Source organism: Candidatus Anaplasma sp. TIGMIC, from assembly GCF_028204095.1.
Taxonomy (GTDB): domain Bacteria; phylum Pseudomonadota; class Alphaproteobacteria; order Rickettsiales; family Anaplasmataceae; genus Anaplasma.
Genome location: NZ_JAQLOH010000001.1, coordinates 66,768 through 85,458, shown reverse-complemented (window position 1 = coordinate 85,458; position 18,691 = coordinate 66,768). Strand labels below are relative to the sequence as shown.

17 protein-coding genes and 1 other RNA gene are annotated in these 18,691 nt (G+C 45.4%); 16 read left to right on the top strand and 2 right to left on the bottom strand.

What is annotated here, in order from left to right; all coding sequences use genetic code 11:
* Positions 1-878 precede the first annotated feature (878 nt).
* Complete coding sequence (locus tag PGW94_RS00285; RefSeq protein ID WP_271757213.1) at positions 879-1,451, bottom strand: OmpA family protein; 573 nt, start codon at positions 1,449-1,451, stop codon at positions 879-881.
* A gap of 281 nt (positions 1,452-1,732) precedes the next feature.
* Between PGW94_RS00285 and PGW94_RS00280 the strand changes: the two genes are divergently transcribed.
* The 16 genes from PGW94_RS00280 to PGW94_RS00205 all read left to right on the top strand — a co-directional run bounded on the left by PGW94_RS00280 (position 1,733) and on the right by PGW94_RS00205 (position 17,908).
* Positions 1,733-3,205: a carboxypeptidase gene (locus PGW94_RS00280; protein ID WP_271757210.1), complete on the top strand. Its 1,473-nt coding sequence runs from the start codon at positions 1,733-1,735 to the stop codon at positions 3,203-3,205.
* A gap of 56 nt (positions 3,206-3,261) precedes the next feature.
* Positions 3,262-5,211, top strand: coding sequence for a transketolase (tkt, locus tag PGW94_RS00275; RefSeq protein WP_271757218.1), 1,950 nt, complete (start codon positions 3,262-3,264; stop codon positions 5,209-5,211).
* Between the two features lie 6 nt (positions 5,212-5,217).
* The gene (locus PGW94_RS00270; RefSeq protein ID WP_271757207.1) at positions 5,218-5,490 is read left to right on the top strand and encodes a monovalent cation/H+ antiporter complex subunit F; all 273 of its coding nucleotides are present in this window, start codon (positions 5,218-5,220) and stop codon (positions 5,488-5,490) included.
* A 15-nt stretch (positions 5,491-5,505) separates the two neighbouring features.
* Complete coding sequence (locus PGW94_RS00265) at positions 5,506-5,793, top strand: monovalent cation/H(+) antiporter subunit G (RefSeq protein ID WP_271757203.1); 288 nt, start codon at positions 5,506-5,508, stop codon at positions 5,791-5,793.
* On the top strand, positions 5,794-6,357 hold the full coding sequence (locus PGW94_RS00260) for a DUF4040 domain-containing protein (RefSeq protein ID WP_271757200.1): 564 nt from the start codon (positions 5,794-5,796) through the stop codon (positions 6,355-6,357).
* Positions 6,354-6,803: a Na(+)/H(+) antiporter subunit B gene (locus tag PGW94_RS00255; protein WP_271757198.1), complete on the top strand. Its 450-nt coding sequence runs from the start codon at positions 6,354-6,356 to the stop codon at positions 6,801-6,803. The genes PGW94_RS00260 and PGW94_RS00255 overlap by 4 nt, the downstream gene beginning before the upstream one ends.
* 69 nt (positions 6,804-6,872) lie before the next feature.
* Positions 6,873-7,199: a cation:proton antiporter subunit C gene (locus PGW94_RS00250; protein WP_271757195.1), complete on the top strand. Its 327-nt coding sequence runs from the start codon at positions 6,873-6,875 to the stop codon at positions 7,197-7,199.
* Between the two features lie 101 nt (positions 7,200-7,300).
* On the top strand, positions 7,301-9,181 hold the full coding sequence (locus PGW94_RS00245) for a ribonuclease E/G (protein WP_271757192.1): 1,881 nt from the start codon (positions 7,301-7,303) through the stop codon (positions 9,179-9,181).
* Positions 9,182-9,419: 238 nt separating this feature from the next.
* The gene (gene dnaK / locus PGW94_RS00240; RefSeq protein ID WP_271757188.1) at positions 9,420-11,348 is read left to right on the top strand and encodes a molecular chaperone DnaK; all 1,929 of its coding nucleotides are present in this window, start codon (positions 9,420-9,422) and stop codon (positions 11,346-11,348) included.
* A 37-nt stretch (positions 11,349-11,385) separates the two neighbouring features.
* A non-coding RNA gene (gene ssrS / locus PGW94_RS00235) (6S RNA) lies at positions 11,386-11,544 on the top strand.
* Between the two features lie 23 nt (positions 11,545-11,567).
* Complete coding sequence (locus tag PGW94_RS00230; protein ID WP_271757185.1) at positions 11,568-12,026, top strand: type II toxin-antitoxin system RatA family toxin; 459 nt, start codon at positions 11,568-11,570, stop codon at positions 12,024-12,026.
* Positions 12,027-12,192: 166 nt separating this feature from the next.
* Positions 12,193-13,734 (top strand): proton-conducting transporter membrane subunit, encoded by a 1,542-nt coding sequence (locus tag PGW94_RS00225; protein ID WP_271757182.1) that lies wholly within the window; start codon positions 12,193-12,195, stop codon positions 13,732-13,734.
* A complete protein-coding gene (gene ffh / locus PGW94_RS00220; protein WP_271757180.1) occupies positions 13,727-15,043 on the top strand; it encodes a signal recognition particle protein in 1,317 nt (438 codons plus the stop codon). The genes PGW94_RS00225 and ffh overlap by 8 nt, the downstream gene beginning before the upstream one ends.
* 109 nt (positions 15,044-15,152) lie before the next feature.
* The gene (era, locus tag PGW94_RS00215) at positions 15,153-16,052 is read left to right on the top strand and encodes a GTPase Era (protein WP_271757177.1); all 900 of its coding nucleotides are present in this window, start codon (positions 15,153-15,155) and stop codon (positions 16,050-16,052) included.
* A 69-nt stretch (positions 16,053-16,121) separates the two neighbouring features.
* Positions 16,122-16,961, top strand: coding sequence for a 3'-5' exonuclease (locus PGW94_RS00210; protein ID WP_271757174.1), 840 nt, complete (start codon positions 16,122-16,124; stop codon positions 16,959-16,961).
* Between the two features lie 449 nt (positions 16,962-17,410).
* Entirely contained in the window at positions 17,411-17,908 is a 498-nt protein-coding gene (locus PGW94_RS00205; RefSeq protein WP_271757171.1) for a TIGR02281 family clan AA aspartic protease, read from the top strand.
* A gap of 11 nt (positions 17,909-17,919) precedes the next feature.
* Here PGW94_RS00205 and PGW94_RS00200 read toward each other — a convergent pair whose 3' ends face one another.
* The gene (locus tag PGW94_RS00200; protein ID WP_271757169.1) at positions 17,920-18,240 is read right to left on the bottom strand and encodes an aminopeptidase P family N-terminal domain-containing protein; all 321 of its coding nucleotides are present in this window, start codon (positions 18,238-18,240) and stop codon (positions 17,920-17,922) included.
* Positions 18,241-18,691: the final 451 nt, after the last annotated feature.

Sequence of the window (18,691 nt, the reverse complement as noted above, 5' to 3'; positions counted from 1 at the left end):
CCTCTGGACCTCTGGACCTCTGGACCTCTGGACCTCTGGACCTCTGGACCTCTGGCTAGTTATTTTGTCCCGATGTAATTTATGATTCCTCAACATCATATAGGGCTCTATTGTTGGGTTGTTTGCAAGCTGTGTGTTATGGTGAATCATGGCTTCACGCAAGGGCGCGGTTTGGTGATATAGTAGGTAAAGACCGGCCACTATGTACGGTAACCAGCATCTATTCACAACGCTTACGAAATGCGCAACGCATTATGCATACGAGCCTAGGGATTTTTTGTATTTTCTTGTTGTTATTAGGTAAAAGCCTACTGCAACGTTTAGAACGTGTTCTGCACGTATGGCCTGAACTGGCACTTTTTAATATGGTCTAAAGATTAAAAACGACGCTGTCGAGTTTTGCCAAATTCGTGGTGTTAAATAGACATCAAGTTTAAGACCTGTGCCAGGAAGAGTGAGTTGCCTGAGTGAAAAGAATGATGAAAAGTCGGTCTATACTTTGTGTGCTGCACACACGAAAAGTCGCATCCTTGAATATTGGAAAATACAGGTACGATACGTCCTATGGAATGCACAAAAACAGCGTTATGGTAATACATGTTAATTTGCAAAAGTCCTTTCCAATAAGACCACTAATGTTTCTGTGAAAATTTGTGACTGTACCGCTTACTATGGAGACAGCCGAAGAACCAGCTATTGCGAGCCTGTATGTCTGAAGTTTTGTACAGTAAAAGGGGTGCGAACTCTGGCTAGGATTGCTTTCACATTTCATACCGAAACTTACCTAAAAGCTCGGACTCAATTGGTTTTTAAGGGGAACACCGGCAACGTGGTTTAGAGCAAAGTCCAAGTCTCAGAGTAAACCAAATTTGTGTTGTCTACTGGTGCCCAAGAACAAAACTTGGAGTGTTACCGCGTGAGATTCCATAGGACTTAGCATAGCTATGCGGCGTGGCTGCAGAATGAATTATAATCACAGCCCTGCGATTCTGCGCATTGGCCTTTTCAACCTCACTGGCATCGCTGGAATATACCAAAACCTCGGGTTCCGTCATCCCACGCGATTGGGTATAAATCCTGTGTACCAGAGATCTGTCACAACCAAGTAAGAATTGCTTGACAGCGTTTGCCCGCTTAGCGCCAAGATCCCGACTGCATTCCTCAGTACCAACAGAGTCTGTGTGCCCAACGATGGTAAGTGTTACACTTTCATCTTTTTGCATACGCTCAACCAGCCCGAGAAGTACCTTCTTGCCGGAGCCCTTTAAATTGTACTTTCCAGAGTCAAAGTAAACCTTCTCCACTCTTTTAGTGAATGCTGCCTCCTCGTGTACGGGGCCTACGCGGCCTGAATGCAACCCTATACAACCACTAAGTGTAAACAGTACCAATAAACAAATAGTGGCACACCCTTGCAGCGCAGAAAACCCCCGGCCACAGTCCAATTTCATCACAACAATCACTAAAAAGTCACACTGTGGAACAGATCATTGCCTAAAACTACACCAAGTCAAGCAAATAATTTCAATCCATTTTACCGATTTATTGTGGCTTTACCTGGTATGTATGCTAAAAACTTAGAGCGCACTTTCCTGTGGCTTGTGTATAGTGGTGGTCATAGGTGGCGTTACGGCATGCGTGGTCCTGGGGGTATTTTTGCCTTTATGGGCTGGTTCGTGATTCTCTAGTGTCGCGTTTACAAAAAGGTAGGGGATTTTCGGTTGTTGCACATATGAAGCATTATAAGTTTTTGGAGCAGGTTTTTGTCAGGGTGCGCAATATCAGTGATGTGATAAATGAGCTCTGCCACGGCAAACTAGGCACAGTAGACTGTATGGACAAGGTGTGTACGCTACAAGAGATAAGGCAGGAGATTATCGATAGTGAGGTTGTGGAAGAAGCAATCGGCATCGCTCTGGGGAATAAAGGGCAGCTTGGGGACTGGGAGGTTGCTAATCTGCATTGTATCAGCAGGATGCACAAGAATCTAAAACGCATACCAGCGGATGTTCAGAATGCCCTTACCGTGGCTAAACTGCACTGCAAGAGTTCCTGGGTCTCGTTCCGTGACGGGGGAGAATCTGCGAAAGGTGTTGTTAAACACTTGGCTGACGTTGTGAAACTATCCTCCGAAATTGCTTCCGTGAAAGCGGGGGATATTGGTGTGGGAAACAAATATGACATCATGCTTAAGCTCTATGATGGCGACATGGACACCAAGAGAGTTGATGAGATTTTTACTGACATAGGTGCGTTCTTTAGGCAGTTTTTTGGTGAAGTGCTTGAAAAACAGGGCAGCAACAAGGCCCATGCAGTGAAGCCTATACCTTGCGATAGACAGGTAGCGTTTCATGAGAGTCTTGCCTCGTCCATCTATGCAGGGGTTGCTTCTACAGATGCGCAAGGTGAAGAGCGCAGATGTTTGGTTGATGGTTTGGATGCGGACTTTAATGTTCACTACGATGAAGTTGGTTACAAAACAGGGCTCAAGGGCTCTCTGGAACAGATAGGTCGTGCGCTATATGGGGTCAATCTGCCAAAGAAATGGAAAGAGCAACCTGTTGGAGGTTTTGCGGGCAGCATAATGTATGAGGCGCAAGGGTTTTTGATGTCATGTCATCTGTTGCATGATGAGAGATTCTTGACGTTTATCCTTCCTGCATTGAAGAAATTATTTTCTTTGCGTGGAAAATCTGCAGACTTGGCAGGCATACGCTCATATTTGACGGAAGTGAAACATGACTTTTTGTTGGAGAAGTCTGATGAGGTCTCATCTCTGGCGCATATAATGTTGCGGTACGCGCTGGAGAAGGAGCTAGTCAACGGGGACCTTGCAGTCGATGATCTTTCTGATGCGTGGATGCAGGGTATGCAGTATTACTTTGGTAAAGCACCAGATGATGAAAGGGAAGGCTTTTTGCAGGATGACTACTGGGTCAGCGGTGTTTTTGGGTATCTACCTAGTAAAGTACTTGGTGCCATTGCGGCAACTCAAATCTTTGCTTCTATAAAGGGGCACAAAGTTGATGTTTTGTGCAATGTTGAGAAGGGTAACTTTTCTGATCTGATATCTTGGCTAAGCAGGTATATATACTCTCATGGTGGCCGCTACAGCAGTACCATGATACTTAAGAAGATAACCGGGCGGCGTCTAGACTCAGAGGCATACAAGAACCACTTGGTGAGCAGATACCTGAGTATGTAAGTTACTATATTGAGTCATGTGATCAAGGTTTAGATGTGCGTGAGCCTCACGAGGTGATGGCAGGGGCCGTTAGGCTTTTGTCTATAGATGCGATTCAAAAAGCTGCTTCTGGCCATCCGGGTATGCCTCTGGGTATGGCAGATGTGGCCACGGTTTTGTTTTCAAAATTTCTCAGATTCAATCCCAATGACCTTGCATGGGTAGATCGCGATAGGCTGGTGCTTTCCAACGGGCATGGGTCAATGCTGCTGTACGCGATAATGCATCTTTTGGGATATTTAGGAATTGATGACATTAAAAAATTTCGGCAGCTTCACTCTATCACTCCTGGACATCCAGAGTATGGTTGCACTCCGGGTGTTGAAGCAACTACCGGGCCATTGGGGCAGGGGCTAGGCTGCGCCGTGGGCATGGCTATAGCGGAACAGATGCTTGCCAAGAGATTTGGTACTGATCTCATAAATCACTACACGTATGTGATGGTGGGTGATGGATGTCTTATGGAGGGCATTAGTCATGAAGCAGCGTCGCTTGCTGGGCACTTGGGTCTTGGTAAGTTGATTGTACTTTTTGATGACAATGGTATCTCCATAGATGGAAAGACCAGTATTTCCACGTCTGACGATACAGATGCGAGGTTTACTGCGTACGGATGGGATACTTGGAAGGTCGATGGTCATAATCCTGAGGAAATAGCGCTGGCTATTCAGACTGCTCGTGGGACAGACAAGCCGTCCCTAATTTCGTGCAGGACTGTCATAGGCAAGTACATGCGCTCTAAAGAAAACACGTCTGCCGCACACAGTTGGCCTTTTACGGATGAAGATGCTCGATCTGTTAGGGATGCTCTTGGGCATCAGGGGATGGCTTTTGAGGTAGATTCAAGAGCTCGTGTTTTGTGGGAAGAAATAAAAGTTAGGGCAAATCAGGATTATGAAAACTGGGCTAGGGCATATAGGGATAGTCCAAAGGCAGCGGATCTCGATAATATCATGGAGCGTGGAGTTCCTGAGAGTGTCATTTCTGAGCTTGAAGAGCTGCGAGCTACAATCGGTATTTCCGAGGCGACCAGAAAGTCTTTTGGCAGGGTGCTTGAGTTTTTGTCCTGCAGGGTGAGCAAGTTTGTTGGTGGCTCGGCGGATCTCACCTCTTCTAATAATACCAAGGCGAGAGATATGCGCGTTGTTACGCGTGGGGATTTTTCTGGCTCCTATATACATTACGGTGTTAGAGAACACGCCATGTCCGCGTGTATGAATGGAATTGCCTTGCATGGGGGCATGATCCCCTATGGAGGAACTTTTTTGGTATTTTCTGATTATTGCAGGCCGTCGATAAGGTTATCGGCGCTGATGTCTCTTCAGGTGATATACGTTATGACGCATGACTCAATAGGCGTAGGCGAGGATGGGCCAACTCATCAGCCGGTTGAGCATCTTGCGTCGTTGCGAGCCATACCGAATCTTTATGTTTTTAGACCAGCAGATGCTGTGGAGGTTTTGGAGTGCTGGAAGGCTGCGCTGCGTCTCACGAAATCACCTTCTTTGTTTGTGTTGTCGCGGCAAAGTGTGGCGCTGCTTCGTTCAAGAGACTCTGACACGAGTTCTTCTGAGCGAGGTGCGTACGTCATGAGAGAGAGCGAAGGTAAGCTGAAGGTCACTATTTTTGCTACTGGTTCTGAAGTGGAAATTGCTGTTCATGCGAGTGAGATCCTTAACCGTGATTATAACGTGGGTACGCGCGTTGTATCCATGCCATGCTGGGAGCTATTTGATCAGCAGGATGCCGGATATATTGCAGGCATTCTGAATAATGATAGTCTAAAGGTAGCCGTAGAAGCGGCCAGCTCTATTGGGTGGCACAAGTATATAGGGCAAGGTGGCATCTTTGTTGGCGTTGATGAGTTTGGTGCTTCTGGTAAATATAAAGACCTATATGAGCATTTTGGTATTACTGGAGATAATTTAGTTGCAAAGATTCTGGCGAGACTTCACTCTATCGTTTAGATAATTGTGGGGATAGAGTTGCTTACTTTAGCTGTTTTTGTTCTGCTAGTGTGCAAAGCCGCGATGCTGCTGAGAATTGTTAGTGCCAGCAATGTGTATGACAAAATGCTAGCGGTAAGCGTTTTTAACACGTGTATCGTGATAACAATTATGATACTCGGAACAATAGATGGCTCTGCGGAGTTCTTCATAGATGTGTCTCTCATGTATGCGTGTGTTGGTCTTGTGGCTTCTGTGGGGTTCGCCAAGTTCTTTCTGTATGGTGGTTGGGGGAAATAGTAGAACGTGCTTTCTATGCTAGGAATGGGAATTTTAGGCGTTGGTATTTTTTTCGTTGTTATCGCTACTGTGGGCGTAATTCGGATGCCGACGTTTTACCACAGAGTTCATGCTGCTGGCATAGTGGACTCTGTGGGTATGGCTCTGGTACTTGTGGGGCTTGCTATGCAGTACGGACTTTCGATGTTCACGCTCAAAATAATGGTTCTGTGTGGCTTGTTGCTTGTCACTAATATAGCTATGTGTAACATTTTGACTAATGCCGCATGCAGTGTGAAAAGTGATGATAGGTCAGATATATAGATGTTAACCACTGTTGTTGACTTTGTATTGCTGCTTTTTCTTGTTGTTTCAGCGTGCGCTGTGGCGTTTTCAGAGAATTTGCTGGTTAACACCATAGTTATGTGCGCCTTTAGCACCACGATGGCCACGTTGTATTTGGTAATGAATGCGCCTGATGTGGCTATAACTGAGGCAGCCGTCGGAGCAGGTTTTAGTACGGTGCTGATGTTATTGGTTCTATCTTATTTAGGTCATGGTTGGAAGATTTCGGGCTCTGCGGATATTTTTGGCGGTGGCGCGGGGCTAAAGCTTGTCACGGCCGGAACGTGCGCTTTGCTGATGTTTTTTTCACTTATTCCCGTAGTTTTAGACCTGCCAGTATATGGAGATGCGGGATCTCCGGCTAACATTGCAGCGAGGGTGTCGTACACTAGTAACACTTACTCTTTTATTGGGATACCCAATCTTGTGACTGCAGTTTTAGCAAGTTTTAGGGGATACGATACTCTCTGCGAGACCGTTGTGGTTTTCACGGCCGCGATCAGTGTGTCGTTATTGATTGGAAGAAATTATAGGAGCCCATGAGTAAGTCACTAAGGATATTTAGTTCAGACTACGCCCTGCGTTATGTGGCGTCCTTCATGTTCTCGGTAATGCTGATATATGGGTTCTACGTACAAATTCACGGGGATTACAGCCCAGGAGGTGGTTTCCAAGGTGGGGTGATTATTGCATCAGCGATTATCCTATACTCTATGATTTTTGATGATACAAGAGTAAGGGTGTCGCTCCCTGATTTGGGTATGCTTGGAGCTGTGGGACTGTTCATTTACGGCGGTACGGGGATATTTTCTATTTTTTTTGGTGGTAGATTTTTATCCTATCTGTTTATGGTCTGTTCCGCTATTACAGGGCAGAAGGTAGGGATATTTATTGTTGAGATAGGCGTTGGGTTAACGGTGTGCGCGTCTGTGATGAGCGTGTATTTTGACTTTGCATCGTTGAAAAATGATATAAACTCATGTTCGTGACGTTACAAGCTAGCTTGAGCGTTGGTAGCAACTGCTATAGGGCTCGAGCTTTTGCATAGGGAAGTGCTGATGTCTTACTTTATTGTGTCGCAGGTGAACTATATTGTTAGCGCATTTTTGGCATCTATAGGTATTTTTACTGTTGTCGTTGGAAGTAATCGCATTAAGCAATTGATGGGTCTTGGCATTTTTCAGACCTCTGCGCTGCTATTTTATGTTTCGTTAGGCTATGTTAGTGAATCCCGCGTTCCTATACTGGCCAGTGATGACGTAGATGCTGTGCTGTCTTATAGTAATCCTTTGCCTAGCGTTTTGATGTTAACTGCCATAGTTGTAGGAGTGGCTACCATGGCGGTGGGTCTTGCTATGGTTATTAGGATCGAGAAGTTTTCTTGAGCCTGGGTGAGTGTAAAAGGGTAATATTCTATTGTTCTGCCGGAGTGGCAGTGTCGCGTCTGAGGAGTTTTTTTTGATTTAGTTAGTTTTGGTTGTGTTTTGTGTCTAATAGTACAAGTGGAAAGAGAATATTAGTTGATGCCGTATACGTGGATGAGATAAGAGTTGCGGTTATTGATGAGGGAAAGGTAGTAGAATTTGATCAGGAATTGAAGGATAGAAGGCAGCAACGTGGTGGCAACATATACTACGCAGTGGTACGTCGTATTGAGCCGTCGTTGCAGGCAGTTTTTATTGAATATGGTATAGGAAAGCACGGGTTCTTGCCGTTTTCCGAAATATCAGTAGAAAATTACCAGATTCCTCAGGCAGAGAAGGATGCCTTGTTGAAGAGTGTTTACGGCGACGATTCTGCCCCCGACAAGTCGGTTGAAGAGGAGGAATTTGGCACTGCGGGTGCGCCAGAAGAGGAATATTCTCCGGATTCACCAGAGGTTGCTGTGGAGGATGCTGCAGACAAAAGGGGTGCCGCGTCTACAGGAAAGAACGGCAAGTCCAAACCGTTGTTGCACAAAATGTACAAGGTGCAGAATGTCATAAAGGTCGACCAGAAGCTCATGGTGCAGATCATCAAGGAGGAGCGAGGTAGTAAGTGTGCGACTTTTTCGACATACATAGTTCTTGCTGGTAGGTACTGCATTTTTATGCCGAACTCTGGAAATAAGAACAGTGGGATCTCTCGGCGTATTGAAGATTGCGATAACAGAAGAAGTCTCAGGGAGTTTCTGGATACTATGAAACTGCCGAAAGAAGCTGGAGTTATCATAAGAACTGCTGGCAATAACAGGAGTCAGCGAGAAATAGAACAGGATTTGTCGTATCTGCAAGCAACTTGGAAGGCGGTATGTGAAAATTGTGCAAGCGTGGAGCATCCGTCCCTGCTGTACGTTGAGGCTGACATAATAAAACGAACCTTGAGGGATTATTGCGACGAGAATGTCCATGAGGTTGTGGTTGCGGGAAGCAAGGCGCTAAGTGTTGTCAAAGACTATGCAAAATCCATGTTCGGAAATAAGCTGCGCGTTAGAATGTACAAAGGCAGTGTGCCGATATTTACGCACTATAGGGTGAGCTCTCAGATTTTGGAGCTGTTCACTGATAAGGTACACCTACCATCTGGGGGGTATCTAGTCATAACTCCTACGGAAGCCTTAGTTTCAATAGATGTAAATTCCGGCAAAATGACGGGAGAAGACAGTATAGAGGAGACTGCGTACCGTACCAATATGGAGGCTGTTAAAGAAATTGCCAGGCAGGTTAGTTTGCGGGGGCTGTCTGGTCTTATCGTGATAGACTTTATAGATATGATAAAATACCGCTATTGTAGGGCGGTAGAGGCTGAAGTACGAGAGGCGTTCAAGGGAGATAAAGCCAAGGTGCAGTTTGGTTACATAAGCGCATTCGGTCTGATGGAGATATCTAGACAGAGGGTTAAGCAGAGCATACTGGACACAAGCACGGTGCAATGCTCACATTGTAAGGGAGTTGGCAGGGTTCGCTCTTTGGAGTCCATTTCTGCGAGCATACTCAGGGATGTAAGCTACGTTGCGAACAAGAACACAGAAAAGATCGTGGTGGTAACTGTTGCTCCGCAGGTTATGTCGCATTTGTTCAACCATAAGCGCAGGCGTATCAGTGATATAGAGAGTGAATTTAAGGTGCTTATCAGGCTGGATGTGGATGAGAACAACAGTATTACGGACTTTGATATTCGCACCGAAAAAGGGTATAGCAGCGCTCTCAGCGAGGACTGGGCGGGCAGTGTAGCTCCTGTGTATGCTACTGAGGCGAAAAGTGAGCAGGTCACCAGTTCTGGCTCGAACGAGTGTGACAAACCTGATGCACAACCTGCTGAAGAAAAGCCTGTGTCTGTTACATGGGTTGATCGCTGGCTTACTCGCATTTTGGCGAGTGTGTCTTAGAAGGCCGTTCTTGGTTTCCCAGGGTTGTCACAGATAGGCAATGTTCATGTTGTGTGTCGTGTAGAAGCAGGCTGCAATGTGCCCTTTGTAATCTTTTTGATGTAGGTGCGTGCAGTGGGGAGCAATCGGGTTGTGCCGCATATTTCTCTAATTTTTAAAGATGGGGTTGTAATTTGGGGCTTTGGTGATTATATCTACCGTGTCAGGGTTTTTTATTTAGTTTCGTGTGGGGGTAATCATGGCGGCTGAGCGTATTATAGGTATAGATCTGGGTACTACGAATTCCTGTGTTGCTGTTATGGAAGCGGGTACTGCAAAAGTAATAGAAAATAGCGAAGGTTCGAGAACTACCCCATCAGTTGTTGCTTTTACTGAGAATGAAAGATTGGTAGGGGAACTAGCGAAGAGGCAGGCCAATATCAATGCCCAAAATACGATATATGCCAGTAAGAGAATCATAGGTCGTAGGTTTGATGACACAAGGGATATTAAGTGTTCTTATGAGATATTTCCTGCAAAGAATGGAGATGCATGGATAAAGGCAAAAGGGGAGGGTTATTCTCCTGTACAGATTGGTGCATTTGTTCTGGAGAAGATAAAGGAAACTGCGGAAAGGTATTTTGGCTCTCCAGTTAAGAAGGCTGTTATTACGGTTCCCGCATATTTCAACGATGCTCAGCGCCAGGCAACAAAAGATGCGGGCACAATAGCTGGATTAGATGTTGTTAGGATAATAAATGAGCCCACAGCTGCCGCGTTAGCGTATGGGTTAGACAAAAGTGATAAGCAGAAGACAATAGTCGTGTATGACCTCGGTGGTGGAACATTTGACGTCTCTGTACTTGAAATAGCTGATGGCGTGTTTGAAGTGAAGGCTACCAATGGTGATACTTGCCTTGGTGGCGAAGATTTTGACAATGCCATTATGGAGTACATGATTAGTAGCTTCCAGAAAGACACCGGGATTAACCTCCGTAATGATCCTATGGCGGTGCAAAGGGTAAAAGAAGCTGCGGAAAAGGCGAAGATAGAGTTATCCACTAGGTTGGAAACCGATATTACCCTGCCGTTTATTTCAAGCGACAGTACCGGTGCTAAGCACTTAAGTTTGAAGCTGACCAGGGCGAAGTTTGAGAGTTTAGTTGATGAGTTGATAGAGCGCACCATAGAGCCATGTAGAAAGGCGTTGAGTGACGCAGGGATAACTGACAACAGCAAGGTGGATGAAGTTGTGCTTGTCGGGGGCATGACAAGGGTGCCTAAGGTTGTTCAAAGGGTGAAGGACTTCTTTGGTAAGGAGCCATGTAAGGGAGTAAACCCAGATGAGGTTGTAGCGGTAGGTGCGGCTATACAGGGTGGTATCCTAACAGGAGACGTCAGAGACGTTCTACTACTAGATGTCGCTCCGCTATCTTTGGGTATCGAGACATTGGGGGGTGTGTTCACTCCGCTGATCGAGCGTAATACCACTATTCCTACTAAGAAGTCTCAGGTCTTCTCTACAGCCGAGGATGGTCAGACTGCAGTTACAATTAAGGTATTCCAGGGTGAGAGGAAGATGGCTGCAGATAACAAGCTGCTGGGGCAGTTCAGTTTGGAAGGCATACCGTCTGCGCCGCGTGGAATACCTCAAATAGAGGTTACATTCGATATAGATGCGAATGGTATAGTGCATGTATCAGCTAAAGATAAGGCCTCAGGTAAGGAGCAGACCATAAAGATCCAATCGTCTGGAGGTCTCAGTGACGATGAGATCAAGAAGATGGTTAAAGATGCCCAGGATCGTGCTGAAGAAGATGAAAAGCGCAAGAAGCATGTGGAACTTAAGAACAGTGCTGAAGGGCTAATTCACTCCGTAGAGAAGTCGCTTAAGGATTATGGTGACAAGGTTAGCGAAGCAGATAGGTCTAACATCGAAAGTTCCATAAAGGATCTCAGAGAGTATATGGGTGGTGAAGACAGTAGTACTGATGGTTTACAGCAGAAGTACGATTCTCTCATGAATCTTTCCATGAAGCTGGGTGAAGCTGCGTACGCGTCCAGTAAGGAATCAGGGGCTACTGAAGGTGCTTCTACAAGCGGTGCTAGTTCCGATAATCCTGAAGAACGTGTTGTAGATTCGGAGTATCAGGAAATTAACAAGGATGAGGGAAAGAAGGACAGTTAGGTGTTGATAAATACCTGGTGGTTTGTTATTCTGCAGCGGGGGTCTGCGTTGTGCGTGTAGATTGAAAGTTCCTCGAGCCCGTTTTGTTCTCATAGGGAGCTGTCCCTGGTGATCTCGAGTAGGTCATTACACGGCGCCCACCTTAGCTTTAGTCTCAGGACACTAAGCAAAGAGTTACGGCAAAGGCGGATCCCCACTTAGTTTTCGATTTGTGTTGATATGGCTCTAGAGAGTAGCGGGGTGAGCAAGGCGGAGGTCTTGCGTTTTCCTGCGGGAGAGCTTTTCTCTATTGTTCTTGACGTGGAGAAATATCCTGAGTTTCTTCCGTGGTGCAAGGATGTTGTTATTCTCAGTAAAGGCAAAAGCCTCATGGAAGTGGATTTGGTTGCTGGTTTTATGTCACTTGAAGGCCGGTACACATCACATGTCAGCTTTTTGGCTCCGGATGTTGGTAGGCCAGGATGGATACGGGCGGAATCTAGCGATGGAGTGTTCAAAACTCTAAAGTGTAAATGGAGTTTTTTCCCGGTGAAGGAGAAGGAGACGTTAGTCAAATTTTTTGTGGATTTTGCCTTTAAAAACAAGGTTTTGCAGCTTGCATTCAATTTGGCATCTGACAACGCGATCGAGAGCATAACGCGCGCTTTTAGGGATAGAGCCTACAAGCTTTTGGGATAGTTACAAGATATCTGGCTGTTTTCCAACTTGGGAGTCACAAGGCACTCGTAAATCTCGTAATTTTTGGTTACATGTAGCTACTTTGCTTCAGAACCTTTATAGGCTTGTTCATGTGAATTTGTACAGGTATATAGGGGTGGGCTAGTTGTTGCTGTGAGGATTTTCTGTGGGTTTTGGATTGTACGCTGTTGCGGAGACAGCTATGTCTATTGTTCCCAAGTCATTTGAACTGGGAAAATACGGTGCTTTTCTCTCTAAGGCGGGGGATGCACTACCGCTTCTTGTGTCTTTTGTTTTAGCGCTATTGTGCATATTTCTCAGGGTGAGAGGGAGCAGCAAGGAGGTTTTATGTGCGCTCATGTATTCTGCCAGCAGTTCGGCTGTTCTAATTTCTTCTGATCTTATCACTATTGTAATAGGGTTTGAGTTCATGGCCCTGGCTGCCATGTTCTTAATTGCTTCTGGAGGTTGCGAGGGCAGAAAAATTGCGTTTTTGCATTACGCATGTATGCATTTTTTTTCAGGGGCGTTACTACTAGTTGGGGCGTGTCAGTATGCATATAGTGGATACCTAGAAGGCTTACCCATGGTCTTCTTCATGATTGGTTTGCTGATAAACGCTGCTGCATTTCCGATGTCATCTTGGTTGATAAGTGCGTACCCTAGAGCATCTCGATTTGGGATGCCCGTTCTTTCCCTTTTCACAACCAAAGTTGCGATGTACTTTCTGCTGAAGATGTTTGCTGGAGAACCCATAGTCCTGGTAGCAGGGATATTGACGGCAGCGTACGCGGTCGTGAGTTCTTTCGTTGAGACTAATGTGCGCAGGTTGGTGTCTTACGGGATTATTGGGCAGGTTGGCATTGTACTGATGTCTATAGGATGCAACGGAATTCCTGCTGATGTTATTATGGCTCAGATGGTATTCTCAGTTTTGTACCAGCTGTTGTTTATTTTAATAGCGGATTCTGTCGTTATGCGTTCAGCTCAGACCGACCTGGATAAAATGGTGGGAAGTATAAGAATAGGGTCTATTGAATTTGTAGGTTGTCTTGTGGCTGTGTTAAACATAGGGGCCTGTCCTGGAACTGCTAGTTTTGTTGCAAAAGCGTTGATGCTTCACATGGACTTAGAAAGTACAGGATACTTTGTTCTCAAGTATGTTCAGCCAGTGTTAGTATTGTTGTTATTTGCAAGTGTTGCGTTGAAGTTCTTTTGGTTTTGCGTTTTAAGGGCACATACTTCATCTAAGCTGAAGACATCGGAGGGTTTTTTAGCGGGTACATCTACCGTAATTTTGTCGCTGTCACTTATAATTCTTGGATTGATATACGGGCAGGGCATTCTCTTTTCAGAACCTAAATTTGTGTATACATTACACGATGTAGGAGCTAAATTAGCGTTGATATCGGCTGTAATTTTGTGTTTCTTTTTGTTTAGGAGCAAGTTCCTCGGGTGCTCTTCAGCTACTTCCGTAGAGAGTTGGGTTCAAGGTGTGTTTCTTTCTGTTCGTGAAAGGCTGGATCGTGGGCTTTGGCGTATCAAGCCTTCGTCGCAAGTTGTCGCTGGCAGGAATGGCGTCCCGGGCGTCTTTATTTGTGGGTGTGATACCGTATCTCTTTCGACGTCGCCTTCGGGAATTATAACCTCGACGTTGCTTCTTGTTATGTTAAGCATATGTGTTGTATTGGTGTGGTTTTATGTTTGATTCTTTGACCAAGGGTCTTTCCTCGGCGCTGCAGAAGTTAAGCGGCAAGCGGGAGATATCAAGTAAGGACTTTGATCTCGTTATGGAGGATGTAACCCAGGCGTTGTTAGATGCCGACGTTAGTCTGAGCGTTGTTGACGAATTTGTAGACAATGTAAAAAACAAAGTCGTCGGCGGTGCCGTAGTTAAGGGCGTGTCGCCCGAACAAATGGTCATCAAGCGTGTTGAAGAGTGCCTGATAGAAGTTTTGGGCAATGAGAGGAGCGCTCTTGATCTTAAGGGTAAAGTGCCTGCGGTTATCATGATGGTTGGTCTTCAAGGTGTTGGTAAGACCACAAATACCGTGAAGGTAGCCCTAAAGTTGAAGAAAGATTCAAAGAAGCCTCTGGTTGCTTCGTTGGATGTGTATAGGCCCGCAGCGCAGGAACAGCTCAAGATTCTGGCTGCAGATGTTGGAGTTAGCAGCCTTTCGATAACAGAGGGGCAGAAGCCATTGGACATTGCAAAGCGTGCGATTAAGGAGGCTAGCAGCGGAGGATATGATGTTGTGCTTCTCGATACTGCGGGTAGACTGCACATAGATCAGGACATGATCGACGAGTTAAAAGTTGTTAAGTCTGCAGTGTCACCAGCGGAAACAATACTAGTTGTTGATGCGCTTATGGGGCAGGACGCTGTGGTTATGGTTCGTAAGTTCAACGATGATCTGGGCGTGACTGGAGTGATTTTCACTCGAGCTGATGGTGATGCCAGGGGTGGTGCAATACTTTCCATGAAAATGGTAGCAGGCTGTCCTATCAAGTTTATGTCAACGGGTGAAAAGCCTGAAGATTTGGATGACTTCTACCCAGAAAGGGTAGCTCGTAGAATTCTGAATATGGGAGATGTGGCATCTCTGGTGGAGAAAGCTGTTGAGGCGTTTGGAAAAGACGCTATGAACGACCTACAGGCAAAGGCTAAGAGTGGGGAGTTCGACCTGAATGACCTGGTGCTACACCTCAAAGCATTGAATAAAATGGGTGGAATTGCCAATATCATGAAGTTCATACCAGCATCTTTTGGTAACGATATAAAGCGTAAGGTTGCTGGCATTGCGGATGACAGTAAGGTTGACATTTATATTGCGGTCATAAACTCCATGACAAAAGAGGAACGAGCAAATCCGAAGATACTAAACGGGGCGCGAAAGCTTAGGATAGCAAAAGGTGCAGGAGTAAAAGTTGATGTTGTGAACGCGTTGATAAAGCAGTACAATCAGGTCAACTCCATGATAGGCAAGTTTGGTGGTCAGATGAAGATGGGTATGTAGACCCATCAGTGCTGTTGTCACAGCCCCGAAGGCGGGTGTGCGTGTTTCTAGAGAGTTTCTGCAGTAGCCTGTGGTATGCAGGGCTAGCTGTTTTGTTCTGATTTTGGTTATGATTGTGGAAGGGGAAGATACGAGAGCGACAAGGTGCTCCCTTGTTGCCGTGGTGGGCGTGACAAACGCTGGAAAGTCCACATTGATCAATGAGTTGGTGGGATTTAAGGCGTCTATAGTTACCCATAAGGTGCACACCACACGGGTTAGGATGAATTCGGTGCGCAACGATGGTGATGTTCAGCTCATTTTTACTGATACACCGGGTGTTTTTTCTCCTACAACTAAGCTAGAGAAGTTTATTGTCAAGAATGCATGGATGTCCATAAAAGGCGCTGACAAAGTGGCGCTGGTCCTGGATGCTAAGCGTTATTTATGCAGCCATGTTGAGCGGATTGTGCGGAGGATTGCCCATTCCAACATTCCGGCTATTGCTATTATAAACAAAATAGATCTCCTTGATGATAGGGGTATTAGGTCCATAATCGAGAAAGTGCAGTCCATGCACAAATTCGATAAAGTTTTTGCGATTTCTGCCTTGCATGGGTTGGGTGTTCAGGAGCTCTTGGGATATTTGCAAAAATCAGCGTGCAGTGGCCCTTGGCTATATCCTGATGGGTATCGTACCGACGCTACGCTTGAGTTTTTTTCTGCTGAAATTACTCGGGAGAAACTGTTTTTAGCGTTGCGCCACGAGTTGCCATATTCGTTATCTGTGGTTACAGAACAAGTGGTAGAACGAGGCAAGGGTATAATCATCAAACAAGTTATATATGTGGTGAAAGAAAGCCAGAAGACGATTGTTGTGGGCAAGGATGCTGAGCTTATAAAGTCAATAAGCACTGTGGCAAGGGCAGAACTTAAACAAATTCTCGGCAAGGAAGTACATCTTTATCTGTTTGTGAAGGTACGTAAGCTGTGGCAGGACCATCTCGAAGAGTGCGTGGGGTATGCTTAGGAGAGCAAAGCGTATCTGTTTTGTTTGGAGGCCCCGCGCTAGTATCTGTGTAAGTAAGGAGGTGAAGTCGTGTTAGACTCTTTGTTGGTCTTTGATATAGAGACCATTCCCGATGTTGATAGCTGCGACAATCTTTTAGGCGACTCTTTTGACGCCGATGCGGATATATTTGCTAAGCGCGAAGCTATGGTAAATTACCACCTAGAAATCACAAATGGTCAAAACCCTTTTCTTCGGCAGCCTTTCCACAAAATAGTTGCGGTCAGTTTTTTGCGGGCAAACATCAGGAGAGAGGGTGGTCACGAATACTTTGCTTTGCAAGAAATACGCTCTGGAGGAACTGTTGAGTCTTCTGAATATGATTTGGTGAAGGGGTTCTTTAGCTACCTTGCTTCAATTCGTCCTAGGATAGTAACATTCAACGGCAGGACATTTGATCTTCCGGTGCTAAAGTATAGGGCTATGCTGCATGGAGTACAGGTTGGATATTTATACAAATCGGGTGATAAGTGGAACAACTACTTCCAGCGATATAGCGTTGATTGGCATTGTGATTTGCTAGATTGCCTTTCGGACTTTGGGACTTCTGCTAGAGTGAAAATGCATGAAGTATGCGCTGTTTTAGGTTTTCCAGGGAAGTATGGTGCGTCTGGGTCAGATGTTGCTGACATGTATGACAGGGGTGAGTTGTCAAAAATCCGCGACTATTGCGAGACCGACGTTATTAACACCTACCTAGTGTACTTAAGACTTATGCATCATCAAGAAAGGATAACGACTAATTGCTACAATGAATGTGTTGAATCTATGCTAACGTACCTGGATAATAGCGGTTTAGAGCACATGATTGGCTTCAAAAGCGAGTGGGAGCGGGTATCAAAAGGGAAGATGTTTTTACCAGCGTCCTGAGTGGTGTTGCTGAAGCATAACATATATACTGTGTGTATTAGATTCGATGCAGATTTTATCGGCAGACGTCGTTTACACCTCATAGTGTGTACACTTGATAAGTTGAAGTTAATACTGTGGGGGTACGCTTGGTTTAGTGTTTCGTTTATGTTCCCTCTTGTGAGCGCGGGAGCATGCGAGCTCAGTTTGCAAGTGCTTTTAAATCGTATAGGAAGACTTTGCGGTCATAGCCGCGGCACAAGAGATGTCTACATGACACATTCTTAGTTTTGCGTCAAAATTCTTCGGACGGGTCGTAATACAGCGATTTAGTATTACGCTTACTCGAATGGCTATTGGGCTTCGGTGCGGCTTTTCTGCGCTTTGCACTTTTAAATAGGTTCTCATTTAGGTTTGCGCTGTTCAGTTATTGGGTGGTATTGTGAGTACGCCTGAGGAGGTATTCTGGAATGAAGTCTGCTAAGTACATTGTTTTCTGGCTGGGGCTCACTGTGGGCATAGCCTTTGTATATGACGTTAGACATAAAATACTGCAAAACACCGGGGCTACTGCTGTTAGTATTGCATCTCCTGTTCATGGCCGGGGTGTATCCTTCCGCAAGTCCAGCGACGGGCACTTCTACATACTCGCGGCTATAAATGGAGAAAACATAAGGTTTCTAGTCGATACTGGAGCTACCGATGTTGTTCTGTCGTACAAAGATGCGCAGCGTATTGGGGCACACATGCGCCCAGTAACAACATCAAAGACGTACCATACAGCGAATGGCTCTATACAGGCGTCTTACTTTTTGATTCCTGAAATTAGTATCGGGAACCTCATTGCGAGAAATGTAGGGGCCAGTATAAGTACCTCGCCGCTTGAGACGTCCTTATTGGGGATGAGTTTCCTGAAGAATTTTCAGTTTGTGATGAAGAAGGATGAGCTCGTTTTGTACCAAAACTGAGTGCTTAATTTTCAAACCCCCGCTACCAATGGTATTTTCGGATCAAATCTCTCGAATCTTCTTACTTGGTGTAGAATAAATAACTCGCCATAATAGCCTATTAGCGCCTCCTTTTGAAGGTTAACTTCCAGCCATGATGCGACGGATGTATCGCTTATGTCGTAGATGTCGAAGTAGGCAGAATCCGCTTCCAATGCTGCTTGAATTGTATACCTGCTATCCGTGAAGAACTTACATCTACCTTCTTTACAGATGATTACCTGAGCATGGGACCCCGTAAAGCCACACAACCACCTAATTCGCTGAAAGCACTCCCCTATACAAATTGGCACTCATCCTTTACGCAAGCGTGGCCACTACCGCATGTGAGCATAGTATTTCGATATTACAGTTTCTTTCCTAAGAAGTGTGAGGACGTAACCGGACCGTAAGCGATGACACTTTTGTTTGATGGTACTATTTGCTCTGTGAGACTTATCAAGTGCCTCATTGTGCGCCACGTGTAATAAGAAATAGTGACTAATGCTGCAAGTTTGCGTAAATTTTTCTAGATATTGCCTCTAGGGGCCTATTTTCCATTAGTTTCCAAATGCGCAATTAGATTACATACCCGATATAGGATAGAAAACCTGGTGGTTGTAATTAGTTATAGGTGGAGCCACAGTATGCTTCTTCTAATGCAATTTCTTGTCATATTCCGGATTATAGATTTTTCTCTTCGGCGAACACACTCTGGAGCTATGGTTATAGCATTTCCGTATGAGATGGGTTTTGCGTTTGTGC

Excerpts from the sequence above, each read along its gene's own strand:
- PGW94_RS00230 (WP_271757185.1), top strand. The coding sequence starts at position 11,568 with ATGGCTCTAGAGAGTAGCGGGGTGAGCAAGGCGGAGGTCTTGCGTTTT.
- PGW94_RS00265 (WP_271757203.1), top strand. The coding sequence starts at position 5,506 with ATGCTAGGAATGGGAATTTTAGGCGTTGGTATTTTTTTCGTTGTTATC.
- era (WP_271757177.1), top strand. The coding sequence starts at position 15,153 with ATGATTGTGGAAGGGGAAGATACGAGAGCGACAAGGTGCTCCCTTGTT.
- PGW94_RS00205 (WP_271757171.1), top strand. The coding sequence starts at position 17,411 with ATGAAGTCTGCTAAGTACATTGTTTTCTGGCTGGGGCTCACTGTGGGC.
- dnaK (WP_271757188.1), top strand. The coding sequence starts at position 9,420 with ATGGCGGCTGAGCGTATTATAGGTATAGATCTGGGTACTACGAATTCC.
- PGW94_RS00260 (WP_271757200.1), top strand. The coding sequence starts at position 5,794 with ATGTTAACCACTGTTGTTGACTTTGTATTGCTGCTTTTTCTTGTTGTT.
- PGW94_RS00255 (WP_271757198.1), top strand. The coding sequence starts at position 6,354 with ATGAGTAAGTCACTAAGGATATTTAGTTCAGACTACGCCCTGCGTTAT.
- PGW94_RS00280 (WP_271757210.1), top strand. The coding sequence starts at position 1,733 with ATGAAGCATTATAAGTTTTTGGAGCAGGTTTTTGTCAGGGTGCGCAAT.
- tkt (WP_271757218.1), top strand. The coding sequence starts at position 3,262 with ATGGCAGGGGCCGTTAGGCTTTTGTCTATAGATGCGATTCAAAAAGCT.
- PGW94_RS00285 (WP_271757213.1), bottom strand. The coding sequence starts at position 1,451 with ATGAAATTGGACTGTGGCCGGGGGTTTTCTGCGCTGCAAGGGTGTGCC.
- PGW94_RS00250 (WP_271757195.1), top strand. The coding sequence starts at position 6,873 with ATGTCTTACTTTATTGTGTCGCAGGTGAACTATATTGTTAGCGCATTT.
- ffh (WP_271757180.1), top strand. The coding sequence starts at position 13,727 with ATGTTTGATTCTTTGACCAAGGGTCTTTCCTCGGCGCTGCAGAAGTTA.